Genomic DNA, 17,848 nt, shown 5'->3' with positions numbered 1-17,848 from the left:
GATTACTTATGTCGATGCCCATCATGATCACCACCATGGGAAGCGTGTTTGTGGGCTTCCTGTTCTTCATGGCTGCGTTCGTCAGCTTCATGTACAAGAAGTCGAAGAAGCTGACGTGGGGGTGCTTCGCCGTGGCGGTCGTGCTCATCACCGTGGTGCCCGTGGGGCTGGCGATCTACGTGGCCAACAACCCCGCCTAGCGGCCAACACGGCCCCGCGGGGGTGGACTTTTGCAGGCGAGTCCGTTATCTTAGAAAGGTTGCTGACGCAACGAACCCTCCTGCCACAGCCAATTCGGGTTGTGGCCGAATCAAATTACTACAAGACCATAGGAGGTGATGAGGTCCGTGCGTCACTACGAAGTTATGGTCATTCTGGATCCTTCCCAGGATGAACGCACTGTTGCCCCGTCCCTGGACAAGTTCCTCGAGATCGTCCGCAAGGAAAACGGCACCGTGGAAAAGGTTGATATCTGGGGTAAGCGCCGTCTGGCCTACCCGATCGCCAAGAAGGAAGAGGGAATCTACGCTGTAGTGAACCTCAACTGCGAGTCCGCTACCGTTCTGGAGCTCGACCGCGTGTTGAACCTGAACGACGGCGTTCTGCGTACCAAGGTTCTGCGCAACGACAAGTAAGGCCTCGCGCCCGAACGTAGCGCTAGAGCATCCAATCCCGCATCAGCATTAAGAACAGTCGACTTTAAGGAAGAAGAACATGGCACAGGGAGACGTCAACATCACTGTTGTCGGCAACATTGTCGCCGACCCAGAGCTTCGCTTCACCCCGGCGGGTGCGGCGGTGGCCAATTTCCGCGTCGCCTCTACCCCGCGTCGCTACGACAGCCAGACGAACCAGTGGGTGGACGGCGAGGCCATGTTCATCAGCTGCAACATCTGGCGCCAGGCCGCCGAGAACGTGGCGGAGTCCCTCACGAAGGGCACCCGCGTGATCGTCACCGGCCGCCTCAAGCAGCGTTCCTACGAGACCCGCGAGGGCGAGCGACGCAGCGTCATGGAGATCGACGTCGACGAGGTCGGCCCGTCCCTGCGCTACGCGACCGCTCAGATCAACCGCAATCCTCGTGAAGGCGGCGGCTCTTACGGCAACAGCGGTGGTGGCTTCGGCGGCGGTTCCCAGGGCGGCTTCGGCGGAGGAAACCAGGGTGGCTTTAACCAGAGCAACTCCGGCGGATTCCAGGGTCAGCCGAGCTCATCGCAGCAGACCCACCGAGCAGCGCCCGAGAACGACCCGTGGAGCAGCGCACCACCGGCAGGCGGATTTGGCGGTGCCGATGACGAGCCGCCGTTCTAAACGGCCAAGTCATTTCGCACTTATTATCAACTGATTTTCACACTTTTCCTCGGGCGCCAGATTCTTTCCGCTTCTTCGGCGGAGGGCGCTCGAGGCCGTAAAACGAAAGGCAGGGATCATGAAGCTGATCCTCACCGCCGACGTTGACAACCTCGGTGTCGCTGGCGACATCGTCGAGGTCAAGGACGGCTACGGACGTAACCTCCTGCTTCCTCGCGGCCTGGCCATCGTGGCCACCCGTGGTGCCGAGAAGCAGATCGAGGGCATCAAGCGTGCTCAGGAAGCTCGCGCAATCCGCGACTTCGACCACGCACAAGAGGTTAAGGCTGCAGTTGAGGCACTCGAGGGTGTCTCCGTCGCAGTTCGCACCTCCGAGAAGGGCAAGCTCTTCGGCTCCGTTTCCGCCGAGGACATCGTGGCAGCAGTGAAGAAGGCTGGCGGCCCGTCCCTGGACAAGCGTTCCATCGAGCTTCCAAAGGGCTTGGTTAAGTCCACTGGAAACTACACCGTGAACGTGAAGCTGCACTCCGACATCGCAGCTAAGGTGAACTTTGAGGTTGTTGCTGCCTAATTAGGCACCAGCAACGGCTAGAACTCTAGCCCAACGACAACAGCACTCGAGCGGCCCCGACCACCTAGCGTGGTTCGGGGCCGCTCGTCTTTCTGAGAAGCCTGCGGGGGTAAAGGCTCTTACAAAACTGCGCATTTTAGGGTGTGGAACGCCCTGTGAATAAACGTGGGGACAACCCGGTTTGGGGAAGCCGCAGCTCACCGTCGTGTGGGTTTCGGAGTGCCTTTTTCGGCTTTGTCAAACCCGCAGGTAAGGGCGTTATCCACCGCCACGAGCGGCAATTCCACAGTTGTCCACCGGGCGAAAAAATGCTCTGAACAGCGACTTTCGCGATCTGGTTGAAATTCGATGCTTCGGATTCCACAAGTTATCCACAGCCGCTGTGGAAAAACTCCACCGTTTTTGTGAGCCATGCACAACGCCTGTGGATAACTTTGTGAAGAACCGCCTCGCGCGCCCCCATTTTCCGTGGGCCCGTGCGCGCTCCGGGCGGCGGCAGCGTCAGCTCATTCTCAGGAAAGTCTTAGTCTCTCGCGCCCGCAAACGCGCGTATAAAGGAAGACTATGACCTCGAAGACTCACACCGACGCCTCCGGCAGCCCCAGTCGCCACCACTCGACGCCGATCGAGGACTATGCCCTGCTTTCCGACCTCCAGACCGGCCCGCTGGTGTCCCGCGAGGGGTCCATCGACTGGCTGTGCCTGCCGCGCTTCGACTCCCCGGCGGTGTTCACCAGCCTGCTGGGTACCCCGGACGACGGCCGCTGGAAGCTCTCCGTCCGCGGCGGCATGGTCGAGGAACGCCGCTACGTAAAGAACACCCTCATCGTGGAGACAATCTGGGCGTGCCCCACCGGCCGCGCCAAGGTGACGGATTTCCTCCCGCCCTCGTCGATCCAGGCCGACGTCATCCGCATGGTCGAATGCCTCGAGGGCGAGGTCACCGTGACCCACGACCTTCGCGTCCGTTTCAGCTATGCCCGGGCGCTGCCCTGGTTCTCCAACCAGGTCCTGCCGTCCTCCGGCGAGCAGGTGCTCGTGTGCAAGGCGGGACCCGACGGCCTCCTCTTCCGCGGTCCCAGGCTGTTCAGCGCCACCTCCGAGGACCTAGAGGAGGGCGAGTCCAGGCTCCTGCCCCGGTTGGTCGGGGACTTCCAGCTCAGCGCTGGCGACAAGCTCGACTGGTCGCTGACGTGGTTCCCCTCCTGGCAGGAGGTGCCCGAGCCCGTGGCGGCCGAGGCCGCGCTGACGCTGACCACCGACTTCTGGCAGTCGTGGATCGATAACCTCGCGGTGGACTCCCCGTGGGCGGGCCTGGTGGAGCGCTCGCTCCTCGTCCTGCGCGCGCTCACGCACTCGGACACCGGCGGCATCGTGGCCGCGCCCACCTCCTCGCTACCGGAGGACTTCGGCGGCGAGCGCAACTGGGACTATCGCTACACCTGGCTGCGCGACGCCGCGCTCACCGTGGAGGTGATGGCCAGCCACGGCTTCGTGGACGGCGCCCTCGACTGGCGCAACTGGCTGCTGCGCGCCGTCGCCGGCGACGTGGAGAACCTTCAGATCATGTACGGCCTCGGCGGCGAGCGCGAGCTTGACGAGAAGGAGCTCACGCATCTCAAGGGGTACGCCGGTTCGACGCCGGTACGCGTGGGAAACGGGGCGGCGGGCCAGTACCAGGCCGACGTGGTCGGCGAGGTGATGCTGGCGCTGGCGCGGCTGCGCGACAGCGGCTACGAGGAGGACGAGTTCTCCTGGGGCCTGCAAAAGCGCCTGCTCGACTACCAGACCGAGCACATCCACGTGAAGGACCACGGCATCTGGGAGATGCGTGGGCTTCCGCGGTTCTTCACGCACGGCCGCGTCATGATGTGGGCAGCCTTCAACGAGGGCATCCGCGCGGTCGAGCTGCACGGCCTCGACGGGGACGTGGAGAGCTGGCGCTTCTACCGCGATCGGCTCGCCGAGGAGATCCTTGAGCACGGCTTCAACGAGGAGCTCGGCACGTTCACGCAGTTCTACGGCGGTACGACCGTCGACGCCTCGCTCCTCCAGCTCTCGCACACCCGGTTCATCGCCGCCGACGACGCCCGCATGAAAGGTACGGTTGCTGCCATCGAGCAGGAGCTTGTCGACGACCATGGCTACGTGTACCGGTACCGAACGGAAGGCGGCGTGGATGGGCTCCAAGGCGGGGAATCCCCGTTCCTCATCTGCACCTTCTGGCTCATCGAGCAGTACGCCGCCTCCGGCCGCCTCGAGGAAGCCGAGGAGAAGATGAACATGGTCACCGGGGTCGCCAACGACCTCGGCCTGCTCGCCGAGGAATACGACCCGATCAACAAGCGGCTGGCCGGAAACTTCCCCCAGGCCTTCTCCCACCTCGCGCTCATCCGAGCCGCGGATGCGATTTCGCGCGCGCGTCTAGCCCGCGGGGCGTGATTCGCCTGCGGGTTTAGTGGTAGACGCGGGTGACTTTTCCGTTGTGTCTGGTCAGGTGCCCGTAGCGTGGTGGGGCGTTGGGGTTATCGTCGTTGACACCGTTGTGGTAGGCGCAGCAGGTGGCTAGGTTGCTGCTTGTGGTGTGTCCGCCGTGGTGCCAGGCAACGAGGTGGTGGATTTGGCATTCGTCGGCGGGGGTGGTGCATCCGTCCCAGGCGCAGGTGGGATTGTCCACGGTGGCGAGGATGCGTTGCTTGGTGTTGGCAAACCGCTGGGTGCGTACGAGGTCGACGGGGCCAGCTACGGGGTGGGTGAGTGCAAACCCCCAGGTTTCGTCCAACTCCATGTTGGCTATGTGGGTGCTGGTGCGGATGACCCCGTCGCTGCAGCAGAAGGTGGTTTCGTCTTTGGTGCCGTCTAGCACTTTCGTTGTGTGGTGAAGGGGGATGACGACGAGGGGGCGCAGCACGGTGCGAACCCCACCACGGGTGATGGTGTCGCGGAGGGCGGTTGCGGGGTCGCGGGTGTGTTTGAACGGGTCGTAGAGTTGCGCGATGGTGGCTGCGGGTCCGGTGAATGTTACGGACCAGACGTGGTTTTTGCGTCTGGTGATTCTAGCCCCGGTTTTCGGTGGTGGGGTGGCTGGTAGTAGGGCGCGGCCTGCTGCGTGAATGTGGTCGACGTCGCCTACCATGCGGGCAAGGGTGAGCCGGAAGGTGTGGCGTGCGCCGGTGGGGAGGCGGCGGGCGAGTTTTTCGATGATCTGGATGGTGGCTAGGCCGTGCCCGTTTTCTTCGAGGGCGGCCGCGAGGTGGCCGCGGGTGTAGATGGGGGCGAGGTCTGTGAGTTCGCGGGCGTAGGTGGCTGGTATTCCGCGGGCTGTCAGGCTGGCGACGTTGGCACCTGTCACGGCGCGCAGGAGGGCGACGGGGTAGGTGAAGGCGGCGGCGAACGCGTCGATCGGATCCATGAGCCTCACGCTACAAACACTCCGCACCGCGCGCGAGCGTAGTGTCGCGCGCCTGTGGATAACCCCCTCCTATTGGCCTAGCAACCGTAGTTATCCCCAGGCCCGTCCAGGGAACCTTGCGGTATTTCTTGCCGTCGCTACAATCTGTAGAGATTGACTCAAGAAAGAGGGGTTCGATGACAACTGGGGTTGAGGGCGCAAGCTTCGACGACGATTTCGTCCCGCCGCCGCTCGACGAGGAACCGGATTTCCGCCCGTCAGACCGCAATTTCCAGCGCCGGGAGAACAACCGCACCCCCTTCGGAGAATTCCGCCAGCCGCCGCACGACAACGAGGCCGAGCAGGGCGTGCTCGGCGCCATGCTGCTGAGTCCCTCCACGGTCGTCGACATCATCGAGGTGCTCTCGCCGGAGGACTTCTACCGTCCCGCCCACCAGCTCATCTACCAGGCGATCATCGACCTGTTCTCCGACAACAAGGAGATCGACCCGGTCATCGTCGCGGCCCGCCTCGACCGCAACAACGACCTCGAGCGTGCGGGCGGAGCCCCCTACCTGCACACGCTCATCTCGTCGGTGCCCACGGCCGCGAACGCGCGGTACTACGCGGAGATCGTCGCCGAGAAGGGGCTGCTCCGGAAGCTCGTCGACGCCGGCACCCGCGTCGTGCAGCTCGGATACGAGGGCACCGAGGGCGCGGAGATCGACGCGGTCATCGACATGGCCCAGCAGCAGGTCTTCGACATCGCCAAGAAGAACAAGACCGAGGACTACTCGGTGCTCATGGACATCCTGCAGCCCACCATGGACGAGCTCGACGAGATCACCACCAACGGTGGCCTCGCCATGGGCATCCCCACGGGCTTCATCGACCTCGATAACCTCACCAACGGCCTGCACGGCGGCCAGATGATCATCGTCGCGGCCCGCCCCGGCGTGGGCAAGTCGACACTTGCCCTCGACTTCGTGCGCTCGTGCTCCATCAAGCACAACAAGACGGCCGTCATCTTCTCCCTGGAAATGTCGAAGTCGGAGATCGTCATGCGCCTGCTGTCCGCGGAGACCGAGGTCAAGCTCTCCGACATGCGCTCCGGCCGCCTCGACGACGCGGCGTGGGCGAAGCTCGCCACCCGCGTCGGGCAGATCGAGAACGCGCCGCTGTTCATCGACGACTCCGCGAACCTCACCATGATGGAGATCCGCTCCAAGGCCCGACAGCTCAAGCAGAAGCACGACCTGCAACTCATCGTGCTCGACTACCTCCAGCTCATGAGCTCGGGCAAGCGTGTCGAGTCCCGCCAGCAGGAGGTCTCCGAGTTCTCTCGCCAGCTCAAGCTGCTGGCCAAGGAGCTCGACGTGCCGCTGGTGGCGATCTCGCAGCTCAACCGTGGCCCGGAGTCGCGCACCGACAAGCGCCCGCAGATCGCCGACCTGCGCGAGTCCGGCTCGCTCGAGCAGGACGCCGACATGGTCATGCTGCTCTACCGCCCCGATTCACAGGACAAGGACAACGAGCGCGCTGGCGAGGCCGACATCATCCTGGCCAAGCACCGCGGCGGCCCCATCGACACCGTCCAGGTCGCCCACCAGCTGCACTACTCGCGCTTCGTGGACATGGCGCGCGGCTAGGCCAGCGCCTTGCCCTTTTGCTCCGGCAGCGTGAACGCGGCGACGGCGGCGATGGCGAATGCCGCCCCGAACAGCGCAAACAGCGCGTTCGTTCCCGCCGCGGCAACGATCGGCGGGACGATGAGTGGGGCGATGATGGAGGCGATACGCCCGAACCCCGCGGCGGCACCCGTGCCCGCGCCGCGCACCGCGGTGGGGTAGAGCTCCGGCCCGATGGCGTACAAGGCCCCCCAGGCGCCAAGGTTGAAGAAGCTCAGCAGGCAGCCCGCCGCGATGATCGTGGAGGTGGTTCCGGCGAAGCCGTAGAGGCCAGCGGCGACGGCGGAGCCGACGAGGAACACCCCGAGGGTAACCCGGCGCCCCCACCGCTCGATGAGCCATGCGGCGGCCGCGTAGCCCGGCAGCTGCGCGAGCGTGATGATGAGCGTGTACTGGAAGGACTTCACCAAGCTGAACCCGTCGTGGACCAGCAGCGAGGGGATCCAGATGAAGGCGCCGTAGTAGCTCAGGTTGATGCAGAACCACACCGTCCACAGCGCAGCGGTGCGGGCGCGGAGCGCGGGCGCCCAGATCGAGGTGCCCGCCGCCTCGTCGGGCTTTTCCGCGGGCGCCTCCGAACGCAGCGCGGCAAGCTCGCCCGCCGGAACCTCGGCCTCGAATCCCCGCACCACCTGCTCCGCCTCGTCGTGGCGGCCCTTCGACTCGAGGAATCTCACGGACTCCGGAAGGCCCAGGCGGACGTAGAGGGCGTAGACCGCGGGGACGCAGCCGAGGGCTAGCGCCCAGCGCCAGCCGTTGGCGCTGGCAGAGACCACGAAGGCCCCGATCGCGGCGGCGGCGATCCAGCCTAGGGCCCAGAACGCCTCGAGCGCGACGACCATCCGGCCGCGCACCCGCAGGGGCGCGAACTCAGAGATGAGCGTCGACGCAACGGGGAGCTCGGCGCCGAGGCCCAGACCCACCACAAAGCGGAAGACGATGAGCATCGCAAGTCCCGTCGACAGGGTGGACGCACCCGTCGCTAGGCCGTAGATGAGCAGCGTGACGGCGAAGACGTGGCGGCGCCCGAAGCGGTCGGCGAGCAGGCCGCCGAACGTGGCGCCGAGCGCCATGCCCATGAAGCCGATCGACGCGAGCCACGACGTGTCGGTGGCTGTAAGTCCCCACTGGGCGGCAAGGGCCGCCATGATGAAGGAGATGAGCCCGACGTCCATGGCGTCGAGCGCCCAGCCGAGGCCGGAGCCCACCAGCATGCGCTTGTGCTTGGCGGTCACGGGCATGTGGTCGAGCCGGAAATTGCGGGTGCGTGCGGCGCCTTCGTTATTCATAATTCTACATTTTATTCGAGAGCCTTGGGCGGCGCGCCTTGGCGTCGACAAGCAAAAAACCGCAACCGGAGGGAACCGATTGCGGCGAAAAAATAAATGATATTTTATGCCTTGAGCGAGTAGCCGGCTTCCTTGATGGCGGCCTCGATGTCGGCGTCGGTGAAATCCTCGCCCGTGACGGTGACCCGACCGGTCTCAAGATCCACGTCGACGCCCTGCGCGCCCGCGACCTCTTCGATCTCCTCGGTCACGGAGGCGACGCAGTGCTGGCAGGTCATGCCTTCGACGTAGTAATTCTTGGTCATGTTCGGGGTCCTTTCGTACGGATTCATCTTCGACCGGCCGCGGAAAGCAGCCCGCGAAAGCAACCACAACAGCATAGCGCGACAACGAGTGCGGACCCGCCACCTGCAGGCTGGGAATAACTTCAGATACTGTGTCGTTAGCCTTCATTAGAACACGACAAATTTGGAAAAGGAGTTATTTCGTGGCAACCATCGATGTAACGGAAGACACATTTGAGGCTACCGTGACCCAGGACGGCATCGTCCTCGTGGACGCGTGGGCATCCTGGTGCGGCCCGTGCCGCGCGTTCGGCCCCACCTATGAGAAGGCCTCCGAGAAGCACACCGATGCGACCTTCACCAAGCTCGACACCGAGGCCAACCAGGGCCTGGCCGCCGCGCTGCAGATCCAGTCCATCCCCACCCTCATGGTCTTCCGCGACGGGATCCTCGTCTACCGCGAGGCCGGCGCGCTGCCGCCCGCGGCGCTCGAGGACCTGATCACCCAGGTCAAGGCCCTGGACATGGAGGACGTGAAGCGTCAGATCGCCGAGCAGAACTCCGGCAACGCCTAAGCCTGGCGTTTACCCTCGCTCTTTTTCGACGGCGCGCCGCCCCGATTGGCCCCACCGGCACCTCAATGCTGGGGCCCGCGGGGCGGCGCGCCGCTGTTTTCGGCTTTGCTTAGCCTGACGAAAACCACAAATTGCCATTAAGCTGGGCTAGGTAGCGTTGCTACGCTGGCGTCCCCCATGTGGTGCTGGCCTATCAACTCGGCTGACATGATCGGCGTGCCCGGAGTGACAGCGCAATCGAAAAGGATGACAACTCATGGCTAACCCATTTTCCAAAGGCTGGAAGTACCTCACCGCCTCGCTCGACCAGAAGATCGACGAGAACGCCGATCCCCTGGTGCAGATCAAGCAGGCCACCGACGCCGCCAAGCAGCAACACCAGCAGATCGCGCAGCAGGCCGCCTCGGTCATCGGCAACAAGAACCAGCTCGAGATGAAGCTCAACCGCCTCCTCGAGGAGCAGAAGACGCTGACGGAGAAGGCGCGCCAGGCGATCCAGCTCGCCGACAAGGCCCAGGCAGACGGCGACGCGGCGAAGGCCACCGAGTACGGAAACGTCGCGGAGATCTACGCCACCCAGCTGGTCACCGCCGAGCAGCAGCTCGAGGAGACCAAGACGCTGCACGCACAGTCCGTGCAGGCCGCGGCGCAGGCGACCGAGCAGGTCAAGCAGTCCGAGGCGCGGCTGACCGAGCAGCTTTCCCAGATCGACCAGCTCACCCAGCAGGTGCAGCAGACCAAGATGCAGGAGGCGAGCAACAAGGCGCTCGACTCGATGAAGGAATTCGAGCCGGACAACGACGTCCCCTCCCTCGACGCCGTGCGCGAGAAGATCGAGCGCCGCTACGCGAACGCGCTCGGTTCCCAGGAGCTCATGCAGTCGAGCATGGGGGATCGCCTCGCCGAGATCGATGCCACGGGTGCCGACGTCAAGGCCGCGAGCCGGCTGGAGGAGATCCGCGCGTCCATGAAGAAGGAGACCGCGGCGCTCGAGGCCAAGCCGGAGTCGGACGCCGAGGCGGCGGAGGCCACCCCGGCCGAGACCACCCCGGCGGAAACCGAGGACGCCTCGGATGAAGCCAAGGCCGAAGAGGCGTCTGAGAAGAAGGACGCGGAGTAGCCGTAGGCGTCGAAAAGCAAAAAGCCAGCCCGGGGGCTGGCCTTTTGCGTCTAGCTGCCGTTCAACAGGATGCCGCGGATCCCGGAGTGGAACCCGTCGCGCAGGTTGACCCGCTGGTTTTCTGTGAGCGTGTACTCGTGCAGCGTCTCGCACGCGAACTGGAGCAGCGGCCGGTCGATCTCGGGCGGGAGCCCGCCGCCGGACAGGAGATGCGCGGAGTCACGCTGGTCGCTGGTAGCCGCGTTTTCGTACCACCACACGGCGTACTGTTGGCCCACGTCAAAGGGGGTCTGGAACCCAGCCGAGGACCACACCTCGTTGGGCAGCGGAACGTATCGCGAGCGCAGCTTGCGGCGCGGGGCCATCATGGACGGATTCGGGGTCGGTTTGGGTGCAGGCTTCGGAGCGGGTTCCTCCGACGGCTCGTCATCCGATTCCGTGATGGAAAGCTCCACCGACTCCTCCACCGAGGACGTCACGGTGATGGAGTGGTGTGGCCCCGGCTTCGGCGCCTGCGGGACGCTCGGACCGCCGATCTCCGCGGTGCAGTCCTCCGCGCTCAGCGCGGGTTCGCCCGGGGGCGGCGCCAGGAGCCGGTCACTCTTCTCGGCGGCTGGTCCCTCGAGCCCCGCGCTGCGGATCTCGGCTTCCGCGTCGGCGATCGCCTCGGGATCGGGGGCCGACGTAGCCTTTGCGGAGCTCGAGGTGTCCTCGCTTTGTGGCTCCGCGCTGGGATCGTCGGCGACCTCGGCACAGGGCTCGCCCGGCTCCGCGTCGGCGCAGCCAAGGTTTCCTCGGACAACCGGCGGCAGCGGCCCCTCGAGCACCTCGAGCTGCATGCAGTCCGCGAAGTCCTCGCGCGGATCGAGGATGGTGGTCGAGTCGCAGGCGTGGCGCAGCGCCGAAGACATCGAGTCCCAGCCGAATCCGTATAGATGGACGCGGACGCCCGCGTTGACGGCCTCCTGGACCCCGGGAATCATGTCGGCGTCGCCGGAGACCAACACGATGTCGGTGAACTCGCGGCGGACTCCGGCCAAAACCATGTCCGCGACGAGCCGGGTGTCTACTGCTTTCTGGGTGCGGCGATCGCCCCACTCGATTAGCTGCCCCGCGCGCAGCTGGACGCCGTCGCAGGTGCGCAGCGCCCGCTGGTAGCGATGCGGCCCGGAATCGGGGATGCCGTCGTACCACAGCTGGCGATGCACCGGCTGCCCGAGCTGGTTGGACACCATCTGCCCGAGGGTCGCCACAACCTCCGGCAGATCAATTTCTAATTGTGCGCGGGCACCAATTTCCCAGGAGTTATAAAAGCTAGCGAGTAGGTAACTAGTGTCGACGAAAATTTGTGTGCGTTCAAGCATGGCTCCTGAATTCCTATATCGTTTGTCATTTCTAAAAATCTTTTCACGCCCCTCTAGCATGCCTCATGAGGGGTGCTCGCGTCGATTACTCCACGTTACAAGCTTGCAGGTTGCTTATCGACGTCTATAGTGCGGCGCGACATTCTAGGAGGAAGCAAGCTACATTGGTTAGTTATCAGACTAACTAACCATTGCCATGTCGGAGAGGGGATCCTATGGACGAGCAAAACGCGCCACTCTTCAGGCAGATCGCTGCCCTCATCGAAGACCTCATCCTCGAGGGGCGGCTGGCCGAGGGGCAGCGGGCGCCCTCCATGAACGAGCTGGCGGAGTTCCATCGAATTAACCCGGCCACCGCCCGTCGGGGGCTGGTGCTGCTGGCGGGGCAGGGGATCTTGGAGAAGAGGCGGGGCGTGGGCATGTTTGTCGCGAACTCCGCCGGAGACCTCATCAGGGAGCGGCGTCATCGCGAGATCGCCGCCGACTACGTGGCGCCCTTGGTGGACGAGGCGGTGAAGCTGGACCTGTCTCGTGCCGACCTGCATGAGCTGCTGGAGAAGGTGGCCTCAAGCCGCGGCCTCTATCGATAGGCTGGCCTGCGGGTTTGTGTTCTTGTGGTGGGGTGTGTAACTTAATGCGGGTCGCTTCGGCGGCTAGGGGAAAGCTTCCTAGCACATGATTTGACAGTTTTTCACTGTTTTGTGTAAATTTGTGTAAAGTTTTCTATTACCGCGTTCGAACAGAGGATGAACAAAAGACGTTCCGTGTTTGACGTGTGTTCATGTTGTTTGAGAACTCAATAGTGTGCCAATTTTGTACTTTTTTTGTTGCTTGTTGGTGTGGTTTGTGTGTGCTGTTATGGTGTGGTGTGGCTGGCAAGTGTGGCTTGCTTGTTAAATACTGTGCTGTGATGGTGGGTGCTTACTGGTACTGGTGAGTGGCTTTTGTGTGTGCCTTTTTGCCCCGTCGGGTGGGTGCACATGTATCATCTTTTTTTTTGGACAATCATTTTTTATGCCATTGCACATTGTTTGTGTGGTGGTGTGCTGGTTGTTTGTTTTTTTTGCTTGGTTTTGGGCTTTCCCAGAATGTTGGACAAGGTTTTTTTCTTGTTTTTTGTGGAGAGTTTGATCCTGGCTCAGGACGAACGCTGGCGGCGTGCTTAACACATGCAAGTCGAACGGAAAGGCCCAGCTTGCTGGGTGCTCGAGTGGCGAACGGGTGAGTAACACGTGGGTGATCTGCCCCTGACTTCGGGATAAGCTTGGGAAACTGGGTCTAATACCGGATAGGACAATCGTTTAGTGTCGGTTGTGGAAAGTTTTTTCGGTTAGGGATGAGCCCGCGGCCTATCAGCTTGTTGGTGGGGTAATGGCCTACCAAGGCGTCGACGGGTAGCCGGCCTGAGAGGGTGGACGGCCACATTGGGACTGAGATACGGCCCAGACTCCTACGGGAGGCAGCAGTGGGGAATATTGCACAATGGGCGCAAGCCTGATGCAGCGACGCCGCGTGGGGGATGACGGCCTTCGGGTTGTAAACCTCTTTCGACAGGGACGAAGCTTTTGTGACGGTACCTGTATAAGAAGCACCGGCTAACTACGTGCCAGCAGCCGCGGTAATACGTAGGGTGCGAGCGTTGTCCGGAATTACTGGGCGTAAAGAGCTCGTAGGTGGTTTGTCGCGTCGTCTGTGAAATTCCGGGGCTTAACTTCGGGCGTGCAGGCGATACGGGCATAACTTGAGTGCTGTAGGGGAGACTGGAATTCCTGGTGTAGCGGTGGAATGCGCAGATATCAGGAGGAACACCGATGGCGAAGGCAGGTCTCTGGGCAGTAACTGACGCTGAGGAGCGAAAGCATGGGGAGCGAACAGGATTAGATACCCTGGTAGTCCATGCCGTAAACGGTGGGCGCTAGGTGTAGGGGTCTTCCACGACTTCTGTGCCGTAGCTAACGCATTAAGCGCCCCGCCTGGGGAGTACGGCCGCAAGGCTAAAACTCAAAGGAATTGACGGGGGCCCGCACAAGCGGCGGAGCATGTGGATTAATTCGATGCAACGCGAAGAACCTTACCTGGGCTTGACATATGCAGGATCGGCGTAGAGATACGTTTTCCCTTGTGGTCTGTATACAGGTGGTGCATGGTTGTCGTCAGCTCGTGTCGTGAGATGTTGGGTTAAGTCCCGCAACGAGCGCAACCCTTGTCTTATGTTGCCAGCACGTGATGGTGGGGACTCATGAGAGACTGCCGGGGTTAACTCGGAGGAAGGTGGGGATGACGTCAAATCATCATGCCCCTTATGTCCAGGGCTTCACACATGCTACAATGGTCGGTACAACGCGCTGCGAGCCTGTGAGGGTGAGCGAATCGCTGAAAGCCGGCCTCAGTTCGGATTGGGGTCTGCAACTCGACCCCATGAAGTCGGAGTCGCTAGTAATCGCAGATCAGCAACGCTGCGGTGAATACGTTCCCGGGCCTTGTACACACCGCCCGTCACGTCATGAAAGTTGGTAACACCCGAAGCCCATGGCCCAACCCGTTTGGGAGGGAGTGGTCGAAGGTGGGATCGGCGATTGGGACGAAGTCGTAACAAGGTAGCCGTACCGGAAGGTGCGGCTGGATCACCTCCTTTCTATGGAGTTTTATTTTGTGGTGGCAGGTTTGCCACCAAATTGTTTATTTTGTTTTTATCCAGGTGGATCACACCACTAAAGGATGTTTCCTTACAACATCGTGTTGTTGGTGCCTGCAAGTGTTGTGGGTGCGTAAAGGGGGGGCATCGTTGATCGTGGGAGTACACGTTAAACAAGTCGCACCTGTAAGGGTGGCAAAGAAAGTGCGTTGTGGTTGGCATGCTGTTGGGTGTCTGGAACATGCATGATGTGTGTTTCTGGTGGCCTGCATGATGCGGTGATGATCGTTTCCACGTTTGTGTGGTGGGTTGTTGTTGTGTGGTGTGGGTGTGTTGTGTGAGAACTGTATAGTGGACGCGATGCAATTTGTTTCCACCCCCTTTTATGTCGCTGCACTTTGTTGTGTGGTGTTGGGGGTGGGGGTTTGTTGTTTTTTATTCTTTGTTCTTAGTGTTTTTTGTTTGTAAGTATCTGTTGTTGTGTTGTTTGGTTAAGGGCACACGGTGGATGCCTTGGCAGCTTAAGCCGATGAAGGACGTGTAAGGCTGCGTTAAGCCTCGGGGAGTTGCCAATAGAGCGTTGATCCGAGGATGTCCGAATGGGGAAACCTGGCCGTGGTTATGTGCGGTTACCTGCCGATGAATTCATAGTCGGTGTGGGGGTTACGCGGGGAAGTGAAACATCTCAGTACCCGTAGGAGAAGAAAATAAATGTAATGATTCTGCTAGTAGTGGCGAGCGAACGTGGATGAGGCTAAACCATGCGCATGTGATACCTGGCAGGGGTTGTGTGTGTGGTGTTGTGGGGTTTCGATGTTTTTAGTCTGCCAGCTAGAAGCCATTTTTATCATTGCGCGAGCGGAAGTGGTTTGGAATGACCTGCCGTAGAGGGTGACAGTCCCGTACGTTGATGTGTGATGGTGGTGGTTGTTGTTGTCCCCGAGTAGCAGCGGGCTCGTGGAATCTGCTGTGAATCTGCCGGGACCACCCGGTAAGCCTAAATACTTAAGTTGACCGATAGCGGATCAAGTACCGTGAGGGAATGGTGAAAAGTACCCCGGGAGGGGAGTGAAATAGTACCTGAAACCGTGTGCTTACAATCCGTCAGAGCCTCTTTGTGGGGTGATGGCGTGCCTTTTGAAGAATGAGCCTGCGAGTCAGCGGCATGTCGCGAGGTTAACCCGTGTGGGGTAGTCGTAGCGAAAGCGAATCCTAACCAGGGTGTTTGTAGTGGCATGTTCTGGACCCGAAGCGGGGTGATCTACCCATGGCCAGTGTGAAGCAGCAGTAAGATGCTGTGGAGGCGCGAACCCACTTAGGTTGAAAACTGAGGGGATGAGCTGTGGGTAGGGGTGAAAGGCCAATCAAACTCCGTGATAGCTGGTTCTCCCCGAAATGCATTTAGGTGCAGCGTCGTGTGTTTCTTCCTGGAGGTAGAGCTACTGGTTGGTTGAGCGGGACCACAATCTTAGCAATGTCAGCCAAACTCCGAATGCCAGTGAAGTCAGAGTACGGCAGTGAGACTGCGGGGGATAAGCTCCGTTGGTCGAGAGGGAAACAGCCCAGATCGCCGGTTAAGGCCCCTAAGCGTGTACTAAGTGGGAAAGGATGTGGGATCGCGAAGACAGCCAGGAGGTTGGCTTAGAAGCAGCCACCCTTGAAAGAGTGCGTAATAGCTCACTGGTCGAGTGGTTCTGCGCCGACAATGTAGTGGGGCTCAAGTACACCGCCGAAGCCGCGGCAATCAGTTTTTCTGGTTGGGTAGGGGAGCGTCGTGCACGCTGTGAAGCGCCCGGGTAACTGATGGTGTGGAGTGTGTGCGAGTGAGAATGCAGGCATGAGTAACGACTGATATGTGGAAAACATATCCGCCGGATGACTAAGGGTTCCTGGGTTAAGCTAATCTTCCCAGGGTGAGTCGGGACCTAAGGCGAGGCCGACAGGCGTAGTCGATGGACAACGGGTTGATATTCCCGTACCCGTGTATATGCGCCCACTGGTGAATCATGGATACTAACCACCCAAAACCACACGTTGTCAACTTGTTGATTGTGTGTGGGGCTGCGTGGGACCTGACGTGGTAGTAGCCAAGCGATGGGGTGACACAGGTTGGTAGCCAAGCCACTTATTGGATTGTGGTGTAAGCGTGCAGCCCGCAACGAGAGGTAAATCCGCGTTGCATATAAAGGGTCAGGCGTGATGCGTACCCATTTTTTTGGGGATGTTGGTGATCCTGTACTGTCAAGAAAAGCCTCTAGCGATGTGTATACATGGCCCGTACCCATAACCGACACAGGTAGTCAGGTAGAGAATACTAAGGCGTTCGGGTGAACTGTGGTTAAGGAACTCGGCAAAATGCCCCCGTAACTTCGGGAGAAGGGGGACCACTGCTGGTGACAGACTGGTTGAGCTGGTGGTGGTCGCAGAGAATAGAGGGAAGCGACTGTTTATTAAAAACACAGGTCCGTGCGAAAACGTGGAAGTTGATGTATACGGACTGACGCCTGCCCGGTGCTGGAAGGTTAAGAGGACCTGTTAGCCCACCCTTGTGTGGGCGAAGCGGAGAATTTAAGCCCCAGTAAACGGCGGTGGTAACTATAACCATCCTAAGGTAGCGAAATTCCTTGTCGGGTAAGTTCCGACCTGCACGAATGGCGTAACGACTTCCCTGCTGTCTCAACCACAGGCCCGGTGAAATTGCAGTACGAGTAAAGATGCTCGTTACGCGCGGCAGGACGAAAAGACCCCGGGACCTTCACTATAGCTTGGTATTGGTGTTTGGTTCGGTTTGTGTAGGATAGGTGGGAGACTATGAAACCTCATCGCTAGGTGGGGTGGAGTCGCAAGTTGAAATACCACTCTGATCGGATTGAGCACCTTAACCTTGGCCCATGATCTGGGTTGGGGACAGTGCCTGGTGGGTAGTTTAACTGGGGCGGTTGCCTCCCAAAATGTAACGGAGGCGCCCAAAGGTTCCCTCAGCCTGGTTGGCAATCAGGTGTTGAGTGTAAGTGCACAAGGGAGCTTGACTGTGAGAGTGACGGCTCAAGCAGGTACGAAAGTAGGGACTAGTGATCCGGCACCTACGTGTGGAAGTGGTGTCGCTCAACGGATAAAAGGTACCCCGGGGATAACAGGCTGATCTTCCCCAAGAGTCCATATCGACGGGATGGTTTGGCACCTCGATGTCGGCTCGTCGCATCCTGGGGCTGGAGTAGGTCCCAAGGGTTGGGCTGTTCGCCCATTAAAGCGGCACGCGAGCTGGGTTTAGAACGTCGTGAGACAGTTCGGTCTCTATCCGCCGCGCGCGTTGAAACTTGAAGAAGGCTGTCCCTAGTACGAGAGGACCGGGACGGACGTACCTCTAGTGTGCCAGTTGTCACGCCAGTGGCAGGGCTGGTTAGCTACGTACGGAAGGGATAACCGCTGAAAGCATCTAAGCGGGAAGCCTGTTTTAAGATGAGGTTTCACTTGAGGTACCCCACAGACTATGGGGTTGATAGGCCAGACCTGGAAGCACCGTAAGGTGTGAAGGCGACTGGTACTAATTTACCGACAAACAACCAACACACATAATCAAACAAAACAAAAACAAAACAAAAACAACACAACGTATCGCG

12 protein-coding genes, 2 rRNA genes and 2 pseudogenes are annotated in these 17,848 nt (G+C 60.8%); 11 read left to right on the top strand and 5 right to left on the bottom strand.

Features of this window, described 5'->3' with window-relative positions; genetic code table 11:
* Positions 1-8 precede the first annotated feature (8 nt).
* The 5 genes from B843_RS12685 to B843_RS12665 all read left to right on the top strand — a co-directional run bounded on the left by B843_RS12685 (position 9) and on the right by B843_RS12665 (position 4,324).
* On the top strand, positions 9-200 hold the full coding sequence (locus B843_RS12685) for a hypothetical protein (RefSeq protein ID WP_025253861.1): 192 nt from the start codon (positions 9-11) through the stop codon (positions 198-200).
* A gap of 147 nt (positions 201-347) precedes the next feature.
* On the top strand, positions 348-635 hold the full coding sequence (gene rpsF / locus B843_RS12680; protein WP_025253860.1) for a 30S ribosomal protein S6: 288 nt from the start codon (positions 348-350) through the stop codon (positions 633-635).
* A gap of 79 nt (positions 636-714) precedes the next feature.
* The gene (locus B843_RS12675) at positions 715-1,311 is read left to right on the top strand and encodes a single-stranded DNA-binding protein (protein WP_025253859.1); all 597 of its coding nucleotides are present in this window, start codon (positions 715-717) and stop codon (positions 1,309-1,311) included.
* 118 nt (positions 1,312-1,429) lie between these two features.
* On the top strand, positions 1,430-1,882 hold the full coding sequence (gene rplI, locus B843_RS12670) for a 50S ribosomal protein L9 (RefSeq protein ID WP_025253858.1): 453 nt from the start codon (positions 1,430-1,432) through the stop codon (positions 1,880-1,882).
* A gap of 564 nt (positions 1,883-2,446) precedes the next feature.
* Positions 2,447-4,324, top strand: coding sequence for a glycoside hydrolase family 15 protein (locus tag B843_RS12665; RefSeq protein ID WP_025253857.1), 1,878 nt, complete (start codon positions 2,447-2,449; stop codon positions 4,322-4,324).
* A 13-nt stretch (positions 4,325-4,337) separates the two neighbouring features.
* Here B843_RS12665 and B843_RS13345 read toward each other — a convergent pair whose 3' ends face one another.
* Positions 4,338-5,294, bottom strand: coding sequence for an HNH endonuclease (locus B843_RS13345; RefSeq protein ID WP_025253856.1), 957 nt, complete (start codon positions 5,292-5,294; stop codon positions 4,338-4,340).
* A gap of 176 nt (positions 5,295-5,470) precedes the next feature.
* On the opposite strand from B843_RS13345, the gene dnaB reads away from it, so the two are divergent.
* The gene (dnaB, locus tag B843_RS12655) at positions 5,471-6,922 is read left to right on the top strand and encodes a replicative DNA helicase (RefSeq protein ID WP_025253855.1); all 1,452 of its coding nucleotides are present in this window, start codon (positions 5,471-5,473) and stop codon (positions 6,920-6,922) included.
* On the opposite strand, the gene B843_RS12650 is transcribed toward dnaB, so the two are convergent.
* Both B843_RS12650 and B843_RS12645 read right to left on the bottom strand, forming a co-directional pair.
* A complete protein-coding gene (locus tag B843_RS12650) occupies positions 6,919-8,250 on the bottom strand; it encodes an MFS transporter (protein WP_025253854.1) in 1,332 nt (443 codons plus the stop codon). The two genes, dnaB and B843_RS12650, sit on opposite strands and share 4 nt — an antisense overlap.
* Before the next feature lie 104 nt (positions 8,251-8,354).
* The gene (locus B843_RS12645) at positions 8,355-8,555 is read right to left on the bottom strand and encodes a heavy-metal-associated domain-containing protein (protein WP_025253853.1); all 201 of its coding nucleotides are present in this window, start codon (positions 8,553-8,555) and stop codon (positions 8,355-8,357) included.
* A 182-nt stretch (positions 8,556-8,737) separates the two neighbouring features.
* On the opposite strand from B843_RS12645, the gene trxA reads away from it, so the two are divergent.
* Both trxA and B843_RS12635 read left to right on the top strand, forming a co-directional pair.
* Positions 8,738-9,109 carry a thioredoxin gene (gene trxA / locus B843_RS12640; RefSeq protein WP_025253852.1) on the top strand — a complete coding sequence of 124 codons (372 nt, stop codon included), beginning with the start codon at positions 8,738-8,740 and terminating at the stop codon, positions 9,107-9,109.
* A 256-nt stretch (positions 9,110-9,365) separates the two neighbouring features.
* Positions 9,366-10,229 carry a PspA/IM30 family protein gene (locus B843_RS12635; RefSeq protein WP_025253851.1) on the top strand — a complete coding sequence of 288 codons (864 nt, stop codon included), beginning with the start codon at positions 9,366-9,368 and terminating at the stop codon, positions 10,227-10,229.
* 50 nt (positions 10,230-10,279) lie between these two features.
* Here B843_RS12635 and B843_RS14325 read toward each other — a convergent pair.
* Together B843_RS14325 and B843_RS14320 are read right to left on the bottom strand one after the other, a co-directional pair.
* Positions 10,280-10,711, bottom strand: a pseudogene (locus B843_RS14325) (NYN domain-containing protein); the annotation flags it as partial.
* 444 nt (positions 10,712-11,155) lie between these two features.
* A pseudogene (locus B843_RS14320) lies at positions 11,156-11,593 on the bottom strand (NYN domain-containing protein); the annotation flags it as partial.
* 215 nt (positions 11,594-11,808) lie between these two features.
* Here B843_RS14320 and B843_RS12625 point away from each other — a divergent pair.
* The 3 genes from B843_RS12625 (at position 11,809) to B843_RS12615 (ending at position 17,795) form a co-directional block, all read left to right on the top strand.
* Positions 11,809-12,183, top strand: coding sequence for a GntR family transcriptional regulator (locus tag B843_RS12625; protein WP_025253849.1), 375 nt, complete (start codon positions 11,809-11,811; stop codon positions 12,181-12,183).
* 525 nt (positions 12,184-12,708) lie between these two features.
* A 16S ribosomal RNA gene (locus B843_RS12620) occupies positions 12,709-14,228 on the top strand.
* A gap of 481 nt (positions 14,229-14,709) precedes the next feature.
* Positions 14,710-17,795, top strand: a 23S ribosomal RNA gene (locus B843_RS12615).
* The 16S and 23S rRNA genes sit together here, the layout of an rRNA operon.
* The last annotated feature ends 53 nt before the right edge of the window (positions 17,796-17,848 follow it).

This window comes from Corynebacterium vitaeruminis DSM 20294 (assembly GCF_000550805.1).
Classification (GTDB): Bacteria; Actinomycetota; Actinomycetes; order Mycobacteriales; family Mycobacteriaceae; genus Corynebacterium; species Corynebacterium vitaeruminis.
This window is presented reverse-complemented; position numbering and strand designations above follow the sequence as displayed.